The sequence below is a fragment of the Porphyromonas sp. COT-290 OH3588 genome (assembly GCF_000769075.1).
In the GTDB taxonomy this organism is placed as follows: domain Bacteria; phylum Bacteroidota; class Bacteroidia; order Bacteroidales; family Porphyromonadaceae; genus Porphyromonas.
On sequence record NZ_JRFC01000014.1, the window covers coordinates 587,966 to 604,573 of the forward strand.

13 protein-coding genes are annotated in these 16,608 nt (G+C 51.7%); 10 read left to right on the forward strand and 3 right to left on the reverse strand.

All coding sequences use genetic code 11. From position 1 onward, the window contains the following. Nucleotides 1-8: 8 nt before the first annotated feature. Entirely contained in the window at nucleotides 9-1,484 is a 1,476-nt protein-coding gene (cysS, locus tag HQ48_RS04305) for a cysteine--tRNA ligase (protein WP_044231815.1), read from the reverse strand. 873 nt (nucleotides 1,485-2,357) lie between these two features. Here cysS and HQ48_RS04315 point away from each other — a divergent pair. From HQ48_RS04315 to cobA, 10 genes are all read left to right on the forward strand, one after another. Next, on the forward strand, nucleotides 2,358-2,666 hold the full coding sequence (locus tag HQ48_RS04315; protein WP_044231818.1) for a hypothetical protein: 309 nt from the start codon (nucleotides 2,358-2,360) through the stop codon (nucleotides 2,664-2,666). 272 nt (nucleotides 2,667-2,938) lie between these two features. Beyond that, entirely contained in the window at nucleotides 2,939-3,934 is a 996-nt protein-coding gene (locus HQ48_RS09560) for a thiol-activated cytolysin family protein (protein ID WP_081969715.1), read from the forward strand. Then, a complete protein-coding gene (locus HQ48_RS09565; RefSeq protein WP_044231822.1) occupies nucleotides 3,925-4,401 on the forward strand; it encodes a thiol-activated cytolysin family protein in 477 nt (158 codons plus the stop codon). The genes HQ48_RS09560 and HQ48_RS09565 overlap by 10 nt, the downstream gene beginning before the upstream one ends. A gap of 1,184 nt (nucleotides 4,402-5,585) precedes the next feature. Continuing rightward, nucleotides 5,586-6,719: a thiol-activated cytolysin family protein gene (locus HQ48_RS04345; protein WP_044231828.1), complete on the forward strand. Its 1,134-nt coding sequence runs from the start codon at nucleotides 5,586-5,588 to the stop codon at nucleotides 6,717-6,719. A 605-nt stretch (nucleotides 6,720-7,324) separates the two neighbouring features. Further along, nucleotides 7,325-7,918 (forward strand): thiol-activated cytolysin family protein, encoded by a 594-nt coding sequence (locus tag HQ48_RS09570; protein ID WP_255360628.1) that lies wholly within the window; start codon nucleotides 7,325-7,327, stop codon nucleotides 7,916-7,918. Next, the gene (locus HQ48_RS09575) at nucleotides 7,909-8,328 is read left to right on the forward strand and encodes a thiol-activated cytolysin family protein (protein ID WP_044231831.1); all 420 of its coding nucleotides are present in this window, start codon (nucleotides 7,909-7,911) and stop codon (nucleotides 8,326-8,328) included. Before HQ48_RS09570 ends, HQ48_RS09575 begins: the two co-directional genes overlap by 10 nt. 776 nt (nucleotides 8,329-9,104) lie before the next feature. After that, complete coding sequence (locus HQ48_RS09005) at nucleotides 9,105-11,165, forward strand: ATP-binding cassette domain-containing protein (RefSeq protein ID WP_052408958.1); 2,061 nt, start codon at nucleotides 9,105-9,107, stop codon at nucleotides 11,163-11,165. Beyond that, nucleotides 11,143-12,393 carry a glutamyl-tRNA reductase gene (gene hemA, locus HQ48_RS04370; protein ID WP_081969719.1) on the forward strand — a complete coding sequence of 417 codons (1,251 nt, stop codon included), beginning with the start codon at nucleotides 11,143-11,145 and terminating at the stop codon, nucleotides 12,391-12,393. Before HQ48_RS09005 ends, hemA begins: the two co-directional genes overlap by 23 nt. Next, on the forward strand, nucleotides 12,390-13,289 hold the full coding sequence (gene hemC, locus HQ48_RS04375; RefSeq protein ID WP_044231835.1) for a hydroxymethylbilane synthase: 900 nt from the start codon (nucleotides 12,390-12,392) through the stop codon (nucleotides 13,287-13,289). The genes hemA and hemC overlap by 4 nt, the downstream gene beginning before the upstream one ends. Beyond that, nucleotides 13,282-14,802, forward strand: coding sequence for a uroporphyrinogen-III C-methyltransferase (gene cobA / locus HQ48_RS04380; protein WP_044231837.1), 1,521 nt, complete (start codon nucleotides 13,282-13,284; stop codon nucleotides 14,800-14,802). Before hemC ends, cobA begins: the two co-directional genes overlap by 8 nt. A 7-nt stretch (nucleotides 14,803-14,809) precedes the next feature. On the opposite strand, the gene HQ48_RS04385 is transcribed toward cobA, so the two are convergent. Together HQ48_RS04385 and HQ48_RS04390 are read right to left on the reverse strand one after the other, a co-directional pair. Next, on the reverse strand, nucleotides 14,810-15,982 hold the full coding sequence (locus tag HQ48_RS04385; RefSeq protein ID WP_044231838.1) for a hypothetical protein: 1,173 nt from the start codon (nucleotides 15,980-15,982) through the stop codon (nucleotides 14,810-14,812). Then, on the reverse strand, nucleotides 15,982-16,605 hold the full coding sequence (locus tag HQ48_RS04390; RefSeq protein WP_044231839.1) for a viroplasmin family protein: 624 nt from the start codon (nucleotides 16,603-16,605) through the stop codon (nucleotides 15,982-15,984). The genes HQ48_RS04385 and HQ48_RS04390 overlap by 1 nt, the downstream gene beginning before the upstream one ends. Nucleotides 16,606-16,608: the final 3 nt, after the last annotated feature.

Sequence of the window (16,608 nt, forward strand, 5' to 3'; positions counted from 1 at the left end):
AGGTTGAGTTATTTAAGTTGCCACTCGGCACCGTCCTTCGTGTCCTTGATCACGAAGCCTAGAGCCGTCAGTTCATCTCGGATGCGGTCGCTCGTTGCCCAGTCCTTGTTGCTCTTGGCGGTTGCTCTGAGCTGTAGCAGTAGGTCTACCGCACCGCTGAAAGCCGTCTGCGAGCCCGAGTCTGTCTGTCGCTCGTCTACCAGCCCGAGCAGATCGAAGAGGAAGAGGCGGAAGGTAGCCCTGAGCTCCTCTAGGTCTTCGGCCGTGATGCTCGCCAGACCGCTATGGATGCTATTGATCGCACGGCTCGCCTCGAATAGCTCGGCGATAACCATGGGGCTATTGAGGTCGTCGTTGAGCGCCTCGTAGCAACGCTCTCTAAGCCCCGACACCGATACGGTCGTCTGTCCCGAGGCCTTGAGCCCATCAAGCAGAGCTGCAGCATCAAGTAGGCGAGCGAGCCCCTTCTCGGCAGCTTGTAGAGCATCATTGCCGAAGTCTACGGTGCTGCGGTAATGCGCTCCAAGGATGAAGAAGCGAATCGTCATCGGGCTATAGGCCTGCTGCAAGTGCTGATGCTCCCCAGTGAAGAACTCATCTAGAGTGATGAAGTTGCCTGCACTCTTGCTCATCTTCTTGCCCTCGATGGTGATCATATTGTTGTGCATCCAGTAGCGCACCATCGCCTGCCCCTGCTGCGAGGCAACCGCTTGAGCGATTTCACACTCATGATGCGGGAAGACGAGGTCCATACCACCACCGTGGATATCGAACGTTTCGCCGAGATACTTGCGCCCCATAGCCGTACACTCGCAGTGCCAGCCGGGGAAGCCCATACCCCATGGGCTAGGCCAGCGCATGATGTGCTCGGGTTGGGCATTCTTCCACAGTGCGAAGTCTAGGGGGAAGCGCTTCTCGCCTTGGCCATCGAGCTCGCGTGTATTGTGGAGCATATCCTCGATGTTGCGCCCACTGAGCTTGCCATAGCCATAGACCTCGTCGAACTTGCGTACGTCGAAGTACACCGACCCTGCACTCTCGTAGGCGAAGCCTGCCTCTAGGATCTGCTTCGTCAGCTCAATCTGCTCGATGATATGCCCCGATGCCATAGGCTCGATGCTGGGCGGCAGGACGTTGAGACGCTCCATAGCCTTGTGGTAGCGAGTCATGTAGTACTGCACAACCTCCATCGGCTCGAGCTGCTCTAGGCGAGCTTTCTTGGCGATCTTGTCCTCGCCCTCGTCGGCATCATGCTCAAGGTGACCAACGTCGGTGATGTTGCGCACATAGCGCACCTTGTAACCGAGGTGCTGCAGGTAGCGAAAGAGCAGATCGAAAGTAATCGCAGGGCGTGCATGCCCTAGATGTCCATCGCCGTAAACTGTGGGACCACAGACATAGAGTCCAACGTGTGGGGCTTGGCTGGGGACAAACTGCTCCTTGCTACGCGTGAGCGTATTATATATATGTAGTGGATGATTCATAACCTAAGTATCCTAATATAATTGAGTATTTATGCAAAGTTACAGAAAACGAATAGAGGAGCGCCAATCCCACAACATTTTTTGGATACAAGGCCGAAGGTACAGTCCTTCCCACCCCTCACCCCCTTTACATAATATAATACTTATATAGCATCAATGAGCAGATTGGCTAGGACCAAGGGGAGGAAGTGACATCCTCCGTATTTGCCCTCTGGGAGGCTCTAGGTTGCGTCCAACCTTCTTTAGGCTCCCTATCCCCAGCTTAACAAAACAGACCCTCCAAAGGCCGAAAACACATCACGCTAATAACCAGTACTATAAAATCTGTCTAGAAGCAAACTTAGGCTCTTATGGCATATTTCTTGCGGTTTCTTCCCATCAATCCTCTTGGATTAGTGGACATACCTCTAGAAATTGGTCCACCAATCCCAATCAACCTTCCCATCAATCCTCCTCAAACACCTCAACGCTCTTTACGAACCTCTGGCATATTCCCTCAATTTCCTCAAGAACACATTAACACTTCTCAACACAAACACAGAAGAATGAAGCCTAAAATCAAGTAACCTAGATATAGCGATAGCACACAGGGCATCACAAGCATCAGGCAAAATACGCCCACAAAGACATCAAACGCCCAAGGCAAGCATGGTGCTATCTCGAAGCTTCTTATTGAGCATTGGCAATGGTGTACCCTGAAGGATACTAGCGCTCGAAAACTGAGTAGCGGGAAAAGAAAAATATATCTGATATAAAAATAAATAAATATTTACATTTGTCCTCGAGAATATAAATTCATTATCTCGATAGTCTGTATAGTCTATCTGTATATTAACGGAAGTGATGTTATTGATTAAGATTTTGTAACTCATCATGCTTAATGGCTTCACACACCTAGTACGCCACACCTGCCTGTGGCTCGTTTTTCTAGGGAGTAGTTTCGCCTGCACTCAGCGTGAGGATGCCCCCTTGGATCCTAAGCTCAGCGAAGAGCAAGCCCGTAAGGAGCAGAGAGAGCAGGAACAAAAAGACAAAGCCCGATTGAGGGGACTAGACTCGCTCTTTGCTACTCAAGTCCCCAAGCCGCCTAGCGACGCAAGATTGTTTAGTCGCCAAGACAACAAAAAGCAGGAGGGCAATGCTATTATCAAACTAAGGCTCAGTGTCTCATGTCGGGCATAGCGATATACAGACGGCTTACTTTGGGGAGATAGAGATGCGGCAGAGAAAACCTACGACCTATCAGTCGAGTTTTCCTATAATCCATCCAAGAAGGAGTGGGTTGCTAGGCAACATGGGAGCTATTTTGAGAACGATCTTTTTCGTAAGATAGGTGTACACGAGATTTTCAATTTCTGTCCCGTTCATTTTGAACTCAAGTATTCATTTAGGACAGACCAAGTTATTTATCCAAAGAAGTGAAATATCAATTACAATAAGCAACGTTATTATTTATGAAACAAAAAACAAAGATCTGGGGAGTTGCTGCGCTAGCACTCTGTATGCTAGGCGTGGCTGGATGCCGCGAGCGGGAGAATAAGCCTATTGACTCGGAGAAGCCTATCGACAAGACCAACATCGTAGAGGTCAACAGCCTCCTGCGTAGCGCTGGTAAGCTAGAAGCTCCTGAGGAGAAGAACATCATCACCGAGGGAGAGAAAAAGACAGAGGATGCAGGAGAAAGAACGGAACTCTTCACTGGAAGCACACTTCCTCATGATAAAATAACAACCCCCGTCAGTTATGATTATGCTAGTTCGTCGGAGGACTTTGCCATCCTCAACCCCTGGCCCTCGGTGCTCTGGCCTGGCTGCATCGTGCAGGGTGAGAGCCTCAAGGGGACGAATGTGCCTGCCACAGTCCCTATCTACAAGAAGCGTAAGCCCGGGCGCATCCTGCTACAGCTCGTTTCTGGGGCAGGCGATCAGGATGAGGCAGCGCTCTACGANCCTGCCACAGTCCCTATCTACAAGAAGCGTAAGCCCGGGCGCATCCTGCTACAGCTCGTTTCTGGGGCAGGCGATCAGGATGAGGCAGCGCTCTACGAGGAGATCAAGGACATGCGTGAGAGCAACGTCCTGCAGGCACAGAATAGGCTCCTCAAGCGCTATCTACATAGTGGTATGCCAGCCTCGGTGAGCTACAACTTCNTCGGTAAGATTAAGGCGAGCTTTGGGCAGACCCTTAATAAGCAGAAGAACTATATGCTCGTGCGCCTCTATCAGCGCTTCTTCACGATGAGCTACGAGGATCCCGATGGGGGCTTCAGAGGGGTCTTTACCGATGACATCACTACGGACGACTTGGCTCCATTCACAGGCAAGGGCAATCCGCTCTGCTACATCTCCTCGGTTTCCTATGGCCGCGTCTACTATTTGCTCGTAGAGTCCAATAAGACCCACCAAGNATCTCCTCGGTTTCCTATGGCCGCGTCTACTATTTGCTCGTAGAGTCCAATAAGACCCACCAAGAGCTGACTGCCATACTCAATGTCGGACTTTCGGGGATCTCTGCAGGGGGAGGAATAAATAATACTAAGGAGCTGGAAGAGCTGAAGATCAAGATGATTCAGCTCGGTGGTGATGCCCAGTCTGGTCTGCAGGGAGCTGTAACAGGTAACTTCAAGGATGTCGCAAACTTCATCATCAAGGGCGCAAAGCTCAGTGGGGATAACGTTGGGGCACCTATCTCGTTTACGGTCAAGCACCTCTACGATGCCTCCACTGTACGTATGGGCAATACCCTCAAATACAGCTATGATAAGGTGGAGTTTTTGCNCCTATCTCGTTTACGGTCAAGCACCTCTACGATGCCTCCACTGTACGTATGGGCAATACCCTCAAATACAGCTATGATAAGGTGGAGTTTTTGCCTAAGAAGAAACAGGGCAAGGTTGCAATCTCAATTAAAGACATAGAAGTAAACACTTCAGAATCAAATAAATGGATTGTTTCACACATGGGGTATGTGTCGTTAAAAAAGTTAACATTAAGATATAACAAGCCAGCCCTGAACCTTGTAGAGTCTTCCCCTTTCACATTAGATGAACGTAAGTGGGGAGTGAAAGACCCCGTATACATCCCTATATATGCTGTGAAGCATGAAAATACAGTAAGAGGTACGCATATTAATCAAATAACGATTTATGCTGAGGTTGAGGTGAAATCATCTGCCTATAAGTTTGGAGATAGGACTGAGCGTGACGCCCAAACAGTGGTGCTAGAGCGTACGTTTAGCTACAACAATGGCACATGGGNCTGCCTATAAGTTTGGAGATAGGACTGAGCGTGACGCCCAAACAGTGGTGCTAGAGCGTACGTTTAGCTACAACAATGGCACATGGGAACCAAATGACAACGGGCCTGAGGCATATCGTAAAATCCAGACGTCACGCACCATTGGCGAGCTCACTTTCAACCTAAGCCTCAACTTCGACTTCTACCTCGACTCTCGCTTAATCCACTCTGCAGATACCCCACAGCTCTAAACTAGCTTTGAGGGCGGTGTGCGTCTAGATACACCGCCCTCTCCACTTTATAAACGAGATATATGATTATGAATAACTCTATGCGTCATTTAAGTAGCCTTGCTCTGCTACTACTCTCTGTCGTGCTACCCTCTTGCTCAGAGGATAAGCCTATTGACTCGGAGAAGCCTATTAAGAAGACCAATCTCGANTGCTCTGCTACTACTCTCTGTCGTGCTACCCTCTTGCTCAGAGGATAAGCCTATTGACTCGGAGAAGCCTATTAAGAAGACCAATCTCGAAGCTGTAGATGAACTCCTGCGTAGCGCTGGTAAACTAGAAGCCCCCGAGGAGAAGAATATCATCACCGAGGGGGAGAAAAAGACAGAGGATTCAGGGAAAAGAAAAAATATAATTACGGGGTTTGAGCAAGAACATCAAAAGATCACTACTCCGGTGAGCTACGACTACGCTAGCTCGTCAGAGGACTTTGCCATCCTCAACCCCTGGCCTTCGGTACTCTGGCCTGGCTGTATCGTGCAGGGCGAGAGCCTCAAGGGGACGAATGTACCTGCCACAGTNTCGGTAAGATTAAGGCGAGCTTTGGGCAGACCCTTAATAAGCAGAAGAACTATATGCTCGTGCGCCTCTATCAGCGCTTCTTCACGATGAGCTACGAGGACCCTGATGGGGGCTTCAGAGGGGTCTTTACCGATGACATCACTACGGACGACTTGGCTCCATTCACGGGCAAGGGCAATCCGCTCTGCTACATCTCCTCGGTTTCCTATGGCCGCGTCTACTATTTGCTCGTAGAGTCCAATAAGACCCACCAAGAGCTGACTGCCATNAATCCGCTCTGCTACATCTCCTCGGTTTCCTATGGCCGCGTCTACTATTTGCTCGTAGAGTCCAATAAGACCCACCAAGAGCTGACTGCCATACTCAATATCGGACTTTCTGGCATCTCTGCGGGGGGACAAATAAACAGCACCGAAGAGCTACAAGAACTTAAAATCAAGATGATTCAGCTCGGTGGTGATGCTCAATCTGGGCTACAGGGGGCTGTGACAGGCAATTTCAAGGATGTCGCAGACTTCATCATCAAGGGGGCAAAGCTCAGTGAGGACAACGTTGGGGCGCCCATCTCGTTTACGGTCAAGCATGTCTACGATAGCTCTCCCGTACGCATGAGCAATACCCTCAAGTACAACTATGATAAAACTGAATTCGTCCCTAAACAGAAAGAAGGCAGAATCGCCATTATGCTAAACAACATCTCTATTCACACCTCTGCAAACTCTGGATGGACGACTTCCAATAAAGGACATGCTCTCTTGAAAGAATTATCGATCCGCCTCCATCAAACACAGGGAGGGGAGCTGGTCAATAAGCCTATAGCAATAAGTTCAAAAAGACATGGAATCAAAGACCCTATATATATCCCTGTCTATGAGCTTTATCATGAAAGAAGTCCTCAAGGATCATATTTTAATAAGATTACCATTTATGCTGAGGTCGAGGTGAAATCATCTGCTTATAAGTTTGGAGATAGGACTGAGCGTGACGCCCAGATAGTGGTGCTAGAGCGTACGTTTAGCTACAACAATGGCACATGGGAACCAAATGACAACGGGCCAGAGGCATATCGCAAGATTAAAAAGTCAGTCAAGATTGGGGAACTCAACTTCGAGCTAAGCCTCAACTTCGACTTCTACCTCGACTCTCGCCTAATCCACTCTGCAGATACCCCCACAGCTCTAAACTAGCTTTGAGGGCGGTGTGCGTCTAGATACACCGCCCCCTCCACTTTATAAACGAGATATATGATTATGAATAACTCTATGCGTCATTTGAGTAGCCTTGCTCTGCTACTACTCTCTGTCGTGCTACCCTCTTGCTCAGAGGATAAGCCTATTGACTCGGAGAAGCCTATTAAGAAGACCAATCTCGANTGCTCTGCTACTACTCTCTGTCGTGCTACCCTCTTGCTCAGAGGATAAGCCTATTGACTCGGAGAAGCCTATTAAGAAGACCAATCTCGAAGCTGTAGGTGAACTCCTGCGTAGCGCTGGTAAGCTAGAAGTTCCCGAGGAGAAGAATATCATCACCCAAGGAAAGGAGAAGACAGAGGATGTCGGAATTAGAAAAAACATAATTACGGGCAGAAATCAGGAGCATCAAAAGATCACCACTCCGGTGAGCTACGACTACGCTAGCTCGTCGGAGGACTTTGCCATCCTCAACCCCTGGCCTTCGGTACTCTGGCCTGGCTGTATCGTGCAGGGCGAGAGCCTCAAGGGGACGAATGTACCTGCCACAGTNCTTTGCCATCCTCAACCCCTGGCCTTCGGTACTCTGGCCTGGCTGTATCGTGCAGGGCGAGAGCCTCAAGGGGACGAATGTACCTGCCACAGTCCCTATATACAAGAAGCGTAAGCCCGGGCGCATCCTGCTACAGCTCGTCTCTGGGGCAGGCGATCAGGATGAGGCTGCGCTCTACGAGGAGGTCAAGGACATGCGTGAGAGCAACGTCCTGCAGGCACAGAATAGGCTCCTCAAGCGCTATCTACATAGTGGTATGCCAGCCTCGGTGAGCTACAACTTCGAAGCAGTGCGTAGCCTCGAGGAGCTGGCTATCTCCGCTGGGATAGACATCAACCGCTCGTTCGGCAAGATTAAGGCGAGCTTTGGGCAGACCCTGAATAAGCAGAAGAACTATATGCTCGTGCGCCTCTATCAGCGCTTCTTCACGATGAGCTACGAGGATCCCGATGGAGGCTTCAGAGGGGTCTTTACCGATGACATAACTACGGATGATTTGAATCCATTCACAGGCAAGGGCAATCCGCTCTGCTACATCTCCTCGGTTTCCTATGGCCGCGTCTACTATTTGCTCGTAGAGTCCAATAAGACCCACCAAGNATCTCCTCGGTTTCCTATGGCCGCGTCTACTATTTGCTCGTAGAGTCCAATAAGACCCACCAAGAGCTGACTGCCATACTCAATGTCGGACTTTCGGGTATCTCTGCAGGGGGACAAATAAACAGCACCAAAGAGCTACAAGAACTTAAAATCAAGATGATTCAGCTGGGTGGTGATGCCCAGTCTGGCCTGCAGGGAGCTGTAACAGGCAACTTCAAGGATGTCGCAGACTTCATCATCAAGGGCGCAAAGCTCAGTGGGGATAACGTTGAGGCACCTATCTCGTTTACGGTCAAGCACCTCTACGATGCCTCCACTGTACGTATGGGCAATACCCTCAAATACAGCTATGATAAGGTGGAGTTTTTGCCTAAGNCCTATCTCGTTTACGGTCAAGCACCTCTACGATGCCTCCACTGTACGTATGGGCAATACCCTCAAATACAGCTATGATAAGGTGGAGTTTTTGCCTAAGGAAAAAGATGGGGTAGTAGGTATTATGCTGAATGACATTTTCGTTAAGGTTTCTCCTTCTTCTGGATGGATAGCATCTAATAGAGGTCATGTAGCGTTGAAAAAGTTATTTATTAAATACTACAAATCTGGAGGAAAACTTGAGACTCAACCCATAGATATTGAGAATAAGAATTTCTGGATCAAGGATCCTGTATACATACCTATATACAAGCTTTATCATGAAAGAAGCCCTCAAGGATCATATTTTAATAAGATTACCATTTACGCTGAGGTCGAGGTGAAATCATCTGCCTATAAGTTTGGAGATAGGACTGAGCGTGACGCCCAAACAGTGGTGCTAGAGCGTACGTTTAGCTACAACAATGGCACATGGGNGAAATCATCTGCCTATAAGTTTGGAGATAGGACTGAGCGTGACGCCCAAACAGTGGTGCTAGAGCGTACGTTTAGCTACAACAATGGCACATGGGAACCAAATGACGACGGGCCAGAGGCATATCGTAAAATCCAAACGTCACGCACGATTGGCGAACTCACTTTCGATCTAAGCCTCAACTTCGACTTCTACCTCGACTCTCGCCTAATCCACTCTGCAGATACCCCCACAGCTCTAGGCGCAGATAACACCCCTCAAAGCTGAGACACTAGAGGCTTTGAGGAGTACTGCGACACGGGAAGGCAGGGGGATAGGTGCTAGAAATTGAGTAATTTTGGGGCATCATAGCCCAAAACGGATTCTAAAAATCAGCAAAATGCCTCAAGCTATCCCTGCCAAGACCGCCACGCTACTGCGCCCGAGCTTACTTGTCCCTTGTGGAGCTTTGGTATTCGCCCTCGTTGTGCCTTGGGTATGGCTCTTGCTCCCCGTGGCAATGTCGCTCTATGGTATAGCTCTAGGCGTAGAGCCCTACTCCAAGAAACGTTTAGTCATACGGATAAGCATCGTTTGGCTATTCATCTTGTTGGGCACTATCCCCCTACTGATCGAGCGTGCGAGTGCGGAATCGCTCTACACACTTTGGGGCTGGGGCATCAGCCGAGGGAGTATCGACCTATTTGCTCTAGTTAGCATTAGGGCAATCACGGCCTTTGGGGCAATGACTCTACTCACACAGCTCAATCCGATCTATCAGCTCACATCGGATCTTAGGACAGCAGGAGTGCCAACTCTATTTGTTGAGTTGCTGGAGCTCAGCTACCGGTATATATACGTATTAGAAGATACGGCGAAGCAAATTGCGTTGGCTCAAGTAAGCCGGCTCGGCTATCTCGGGGGCTATCGTTCTCGGTTGGAACATCTATCCATACTCCTATCGCGGACTTTTGTCCTAGCACACAGCCAAGCCGAGCAGATCTATGACGGCTTACTCTCTCGTGGTTTTGACGATGAAGGAGCCTCAGAGCCTACCACCCCAGCGGACAGTTCTCCAGACATCAGGTTAACCCTTAGAGGGCTAAGCCACTGCTATCGCCCAGAGCACTATGCCCTCAGAGGAATTAGTTTAGAGATCAAGCATGGCGAGCGCATTGCCCTACTCGGAGCGAATGGTGCTGGCAAATCGACACTCATGCGCATCGCTAGCGGACTGCTCAGATGCGAGGAGGGGCAGATTGAGCTATCAGGACAGGTCATAGAGGTCAATCATAGAGGGCTGAAGCAGCTTCGCCAAAGCGTTGCGCTGGTGCTACAGAATGCCAACCATCAGCTCTTTTGCCCGTCTGTACAAGACGAGATCGCTTTCGGGCTCAAAAACATCGGCTTGCAGGACGAGCAGCTCGCCACACAGGTTGAGAGCATCATCGACTGCTACAACCTGCACGAGCTTCGTCATCAGCCTCCGCACAAGCTCAGTGAGGGGCAAAAAAAATGGGTAAGTCTGGCAGCCGTACTGGCTACAGACCCCGACATTATACTCCTTGATGAGCCAACGGCCTCCCTAGACCGATATTATACGCATCGGGTTATGGAGCTCCTTGATCGGCTCAATCGCTCGGGCAAGACGATCTTGCTCTCCACTCACGATATGAATTTGGCATACCAATGGGCAAGCCGCATCCTCGTGATGAGCTCTGGAGAGCTTATTGCCGACGGCTCGGCAGACGAAGTTTTCGCTGACGATGCTCTACTCGCTCGTGCCAACCTTGATAGGCCTCTCTTGATGTATGACAAACTAGCTGGGCAGAGAAGGTCGGCTGGGGGATATACCGATGCCGACTATTCGCTTGCTCTCTTTCACCCTGCCAGAGGGAAACAGGTATTGGTAGTCGGTGGCGGTCGGGGAGCTAAGCGCAAAGTGCAGACCCTCCTAGCACATGGGGCACACTGTACGGTGCTCGCCCCAGAGCTAGATGCAGAGCTTGCGCAGCTACTACCCACTCATGGCATCGAGTGGAGGCAGGGGCACTATAGCTCGCAGGTAGCACTCGAGCCCTACTGGCTCGTCATTGCTGCCACAGGGCAGGAGGCACTAGATAGAGAGATCGCCACACGAGCCGCTAGCATAGGGCTACTGACCAGCACACTGAGCGAGAGCACGGGCGGAAACATTCAGTTCGCCGCACAGCACTCGGGGCAGGGACTAGACCTTGCGATCCACACGCACTATCGTCTTCCCGAGGTAGCTCAGTGCATTCGTGACGAGATTAGCCAGAGCCTTAGGCTAGGCGAGGAGCAGCTTAGACGCCTCTCTGAGCTTAGGGCGAGCTACATCTCACAAACGGGGAAGGAGTCAGAGGCCTCAAGACAAGAATACGAACAGCTCAAAGCACAAATAACAGCACAGATAAGATATGATTGGGTTAATCGGGATTAACCACAAAACAGCGTCAATAGATGAACGGGCGGCTTTTGCCCTTAGTTCTAGCGAAGCAGTTATGCTCATAGAGGACTGGAAAGCCGCAGGATATGTTGAGGGAGCAATCGTGCTCTCGACCTGCAATAGAGTAGAGATTTACTACGAGAGCCAGAGCAACTGCCCAGCTTCGGCCGATCGTCTAATAGAGTCTTTGCTTGACAACTTGGAGGTTAGCCCACGCTTGCACAGCAAGATGTTTAGCCTCAGGGGCGAGGCCATGGCACGACACCTCTTTCGCCTCGCTTCGGGGCTCGAGTCTATGGTCATCGGCGAAACGCAAATCCTAGGACAAGTCAAAGATGCCTTCCGTCTAGCGACCTCCGAGAACCAAAGTACGCCTCTGCTCTCTCGGCTCTTTCACCGAGCTTTCGAGGCAGCTAAGCGCATTCGCTCGCAGTATCTTATTTCGGCTACACCTCTCTCTGCCGGATCTGCTGCAGTAGACTTCGTCCTCTCACAAGCCAAACATATCCTTGATGCCCCTATACTCATCGTAGGTGCGGGGCAGATGGCCGAAACGATCGTAGCCCATCTCCTGCATCTTGGGGCTCGTCAAGTCGGCATCTACAACCGCACAAGGGATAGGGCCGAGAGGTTCCTTGAGCGTCACCCCGAGCTACGTATCCACTGCGAGGGAGATCTAGGCACTGCACTACTAGAGGCAGAGGCAATCTTCGTAGCCACCTCAGCCTCCAACCCGATTATCCTCCCCGAGCATCTCCATGGACGTAAAGCAGCGCAGTGGTTATTTGACCTAGCCGTACCACGCAATATCTCCGAGCAGGTCGGCACATTGCCTCTGACTCATCTATACACCATAGACGACCTACGCACAGAAGAAATGCAAGAGCATACTGCAAAGCTCATCAGTGAGGCTGAGGTTATTTTGGAGGAAGTCCTAGCCGACTTCGTTCAGTGGACACAGGGATCTAAGCTACGTGAAGTGATTGCCCTAATTCAGCAGAGCTCCGATGCTATCCTCGAGCGTGAGTTGGCTAATCTACCCAACACACTGACCGAGAGCGAACGTACGCTCATCAGCCAATATGACCAACATCTGCGTACGACCTACGCAACCTCGATCATAGCCGCACTAAGAGAGATCGCAGAACCAACTGGGCAGACGAAGCATCTGGAGGCGATGAGGGCAGTATTCCAACACATATTAAACAAGGAAACAAGATGAAGAAAATAGTCATCGGGACACGTGGTAGCCGTCTGGCTCTGTATCAGACAGAGCTAGTGCGTTCGTCAATCAATGCGGTGGCTCCAGAACTGGAGGTTGAGGTACGCATCATCAAGACCAAGGGGGATAAATTCCTACAACTAGCCTTAGACGCCTCGGGGGATAAGGGGCTATTCACCCGAGAACTGGAGCAAGAGCTCCTCTCTGGTGGGATAGATTTGGCTGTGCATAGCCTCAAGGATCTCCCCGTGGAGCTAGTCGCAGGCACGTGCCTCGGAGCAATCCTGCCTCGAGAGATCACAGCAGACGCCCTGCTCGGTGCATACACCCTAACTACTCTCCCCGAGGGAGCAATCGTCGGCACCTCGAGCCGCCGCCGAGTAGAGCAGCTACGGCTTCATCGCCCTGATCTACAGTTTCGCCCGATTAGAGGGAATGTCGAAACACGTATCGCTAAGATGAAATCTGGCGAATATGATGCGATCGTCATGGCAGTGGCTGGTCTACGGCGCTTGGCTCTAGAGGGCGAGATCAGTCAGGTCATTGACGAGGAGATCATCGTACCAGCCCCCGGGCAGGCTGCGATCGCAGTACATCAGCGTGCCGATAGAGCCGATCTGTCAGAGCTACTACATAAGATTCACTGTCCTCGTACCGCACGGGAGGTTACACTGGAGAGGAATATCCTATCGAGACTAGGAGGCGGATGTGCCCTACCCCTCGGTGCTGTGTGCCACATCGACGGGGCAAAGTATCACTTGCGCACCTTCTATGCCTCGTCAGACAATAGCCAATATCTAAGGCAAGCCCTTAGCTTCGATGAAAGCGAAGCTGAGCAACAGCTGGTACAAATCATCGAAGAACTGAAGCAACTTAATACGCCATGCCATGGGTAAAGTCTATTTAGTGGGTGCGGGACCGGGAGATGCCGAGCTACTGACCCTCAAGGCTAGCAGATTGCTTGCCCAAGCCGAGGCCGTCGTCTACGATGCGCTCGTTGGCCCAGCCATTCTCTCTCATCTACCTAGCCATACGGAGCGCATCTATGTAGGCAAACGAGCGGGGCGGCATGCCATGACGCAGGAGGAAATCAACCAGACACTTGTAGAGGTCGCCCAGCGATGCAAGGGAATCGTCGTACGGCTCAAGGGGGGCGATCCTTTTGTTTTCGGACGAGGGGGCGAGGAGATGCAAGCCCTTAGAGAGGCTGGCCTAAGGTACGAAATAGTACCCGGGGTAACCGCAGGCGTAGCAGCCCCTGCCTACTGTGGCATTCCCGTGACGCATCGGGGCGTGAGCCGATCGGTGTCACTCATTACAGCCTTCAGCAAAGAGGGCGGTGTGCCCGAGCTAGATTGGGAAGCCCTAGTACGCCTTGACGGCACTTTGGTTTTCTATATGAGTATGCGTGTCGTGCCTATCATTGCCGAGCGTCTAATAGCAAGCGGTCTAAGGGCAACCACAGAGGCTGCCATCATCAGCCGTGGCACTCTGCCCACCGAGCAGCTACACACCGCCCCGATCTCGAGCTTTGTGCAGGGGTATCTGGACTACGAGCACTACACCCCCGGGGTATTCGTCGTGGGCGACGTCGTCACTTTTGCCCAAGACTACGCTTGGCGCTCGAGTTATCCGCTGGCAGGCCAGCGCATACTCGTTACCCGTAGCCAAGCACAAGCCTCTCGTCTAGTGGAGATCTTGCAGGAGCGAGGAGCCGACACCACGCTCCTGCCCACGATAGAGATTACCCCGAGCCACGGCTGGCTCAGCCCTGAGGCTCTTCGCAAACCAAACTCCAATACTTGCATCTTCTTCACCTCGACCAATGGCGTACGCTACTACATCGAGGGATTGCAGGCTCGCGGACAAGACATTCGCTTCTTTGGCGACTGCACAATCGCTGCCGTAGGCCCAGCCACAGCCAAAGAGCTTGCTCGCTATGGCCTACAAGCCGATCTGATGCCTAGTTCCGACTACAGTGCCAGAGGGCTTGTAGAGGCGTGGAAGGACAGTCCTATGAGGCAGCAGATGACACACACCATCTTGCCCACATCACCCTTGGCCTCGGGAGAGCTAAGGGAAGAGCTAGCAAGCCTAGGCCTACAAGTGAGCGAATACCACGTCTATGACAACCGCCCGATACCCTACACGAAAGACGAACTTCGGGAGTTGCTTGATGAAGGGTTGGATTGGATTACTTTCTGCTCCTCATCGGCCGTGCACAACTTCATGGCTCTGCTCAACCTACACGGCTTGCAGGGCTATGCGACTAGAGTGCCTCTAGCAGCTATCGGTGAGGTGACCGCCCAGACAATACAGGCGTATGGATTGTGTGTAAGTGCCATGCCAACCGAAGCGACCCTCACCGCTCTAGCAGATGCCCTAGAGGGCAAGGCAAGTAGACTATAGGACTTGTCTACCTTGTATTAGATCTAGTAATATAGGCATAGAATGCGGACTGCTCGCTTGGGAAAGTGAGCGGGACGAACACATCTCTCTGAGCCAAATGCTCCTGATAGAGCTGACGCATCGTAGGCGGTTTGCCGTAGATGAGCTGATACGTACCACTACCATTCGGAGCGAGATGATGCTCATAAGCCATGAGTGCAAGCACACCCATCGTGCAGCGCACATTGATCTCGACTGCGGGGTGGAGCTTTTGTCTACCTGCATCGTCGAGATAGACGAACATATCAATCCCGATATATCCCTCGTAGCCTCTTCCTAGTCTTACTATGAGAAAGTCCTGATGCGCATGCACCAGAGCTTCGAGCTCCGCCTCGCCCACAATGGCCGACAGCTCCGCCCAAAGCGCTTGCTCGGATTGTAGCTCATTGCCCGTATAGGCGCCTGTAGTGGCCGTCGTCGCAAATTTGGATAGCCCAATATAGCGCGCCTCGCCCTCGGTGTAGTAGTACTCCGCCGCCCAGTCCTGCACAAGACGTAGGCGAGGCTCTACGCTTAGCCCTCCAGCCCGGGCACAAGCGGCCACTAGGCTTGATATTTTCTCATCAGACAGAGGTAAATCATATGCCATCACACCACGCCCAGAGGAGGTATAGGGACGTTTGACAATGACCTCCCTAAGACCTTGACGCAACCTAAAACCCTCCAATAATTCTCGCAACGCTCTCTCTGTTTCGCCCGTAGGCATGATCCATCGTGGCGCCAGCTCCTCAACTCGAGCCCAGTGCTTATCGAGGTACTCAAGTAAATCGGTGGCTGAGCGCCTATGCGACAGAGTGAGATACGCCGAGCTAACCTCTGGAGTAATCAGCCTAATGCCTAGTGATGTGGCCTGTCGTCTGACCTGCTCAATGAACCGAGGTTCTAGTGCCCAAGGGGTCAGCAGTAGCGGAGGGAGGGCTGATAGATCCTCTAACAATACGCCCTCGTGTGTGGCTATCTGGGCAGAGCCATCGGCACTAGGGAGCCATATATAATCGTCCGTAGAGGCTAATAGCCGCATTAGAGGAGAGAGGTCGAGCATCATACGCCGAACTTCTTTGGGCGGTGTATAGCTCTGCCCTTGAGGAAGACGAAGTGCTTCCTCGTGCCCGGGGTCAAAAACGAATAGGCGCCCTGACATTACTTACGGCCAAAATCGGCTGGGATCTCCCCCCAGCGACTAGTATCCCACTTGAGGATCTGTGTCTGATAGGTATTCTCCTTGAGCCACTGCTCGGCACGTGCCACTACCCCAAGGAGATGCTCGGTTTGGGCATCTCGTGGCAGTAGGGTCTTGCAGCGCTTGTTGCGTACCCAAGCAATAGCCGTAACGCTGTCGGAGTAGATCGGCATCGAGAGGTTATGCTTCTTGAGTAGAGCGAGGGCATGGACGATAGCCAGAAACTCGCCGATATTATTCGTTCCCTTGGGGAAAGGGCCTACATGAAAGATTTCCCGACGCTCATCGACCAGCACACCTCTGTACTCGAGTACCCCGGGGTTACCCGAGCAAGCTGCATCTACCGCCAGAGCTCGGAATGAGGGAGGCGCACTGCTCAGCGCATCGGCCTCACGCAGATAGTTGTGTCGCACATAGCTCTCGGCACCCTCCTCGTAGGCACGCATCGCTTCGCTCCGAGAGCCGAAACCCTTGTAGCGAGCTCCGGCATAGCCTGAGGTCTGCACCTTGCACTCCTCCCAAGTGTCATAGATGCCCGGCTCGTGTCCTTGCCAGACGACGTACCATTTAGACTTCTTAGCCATAGG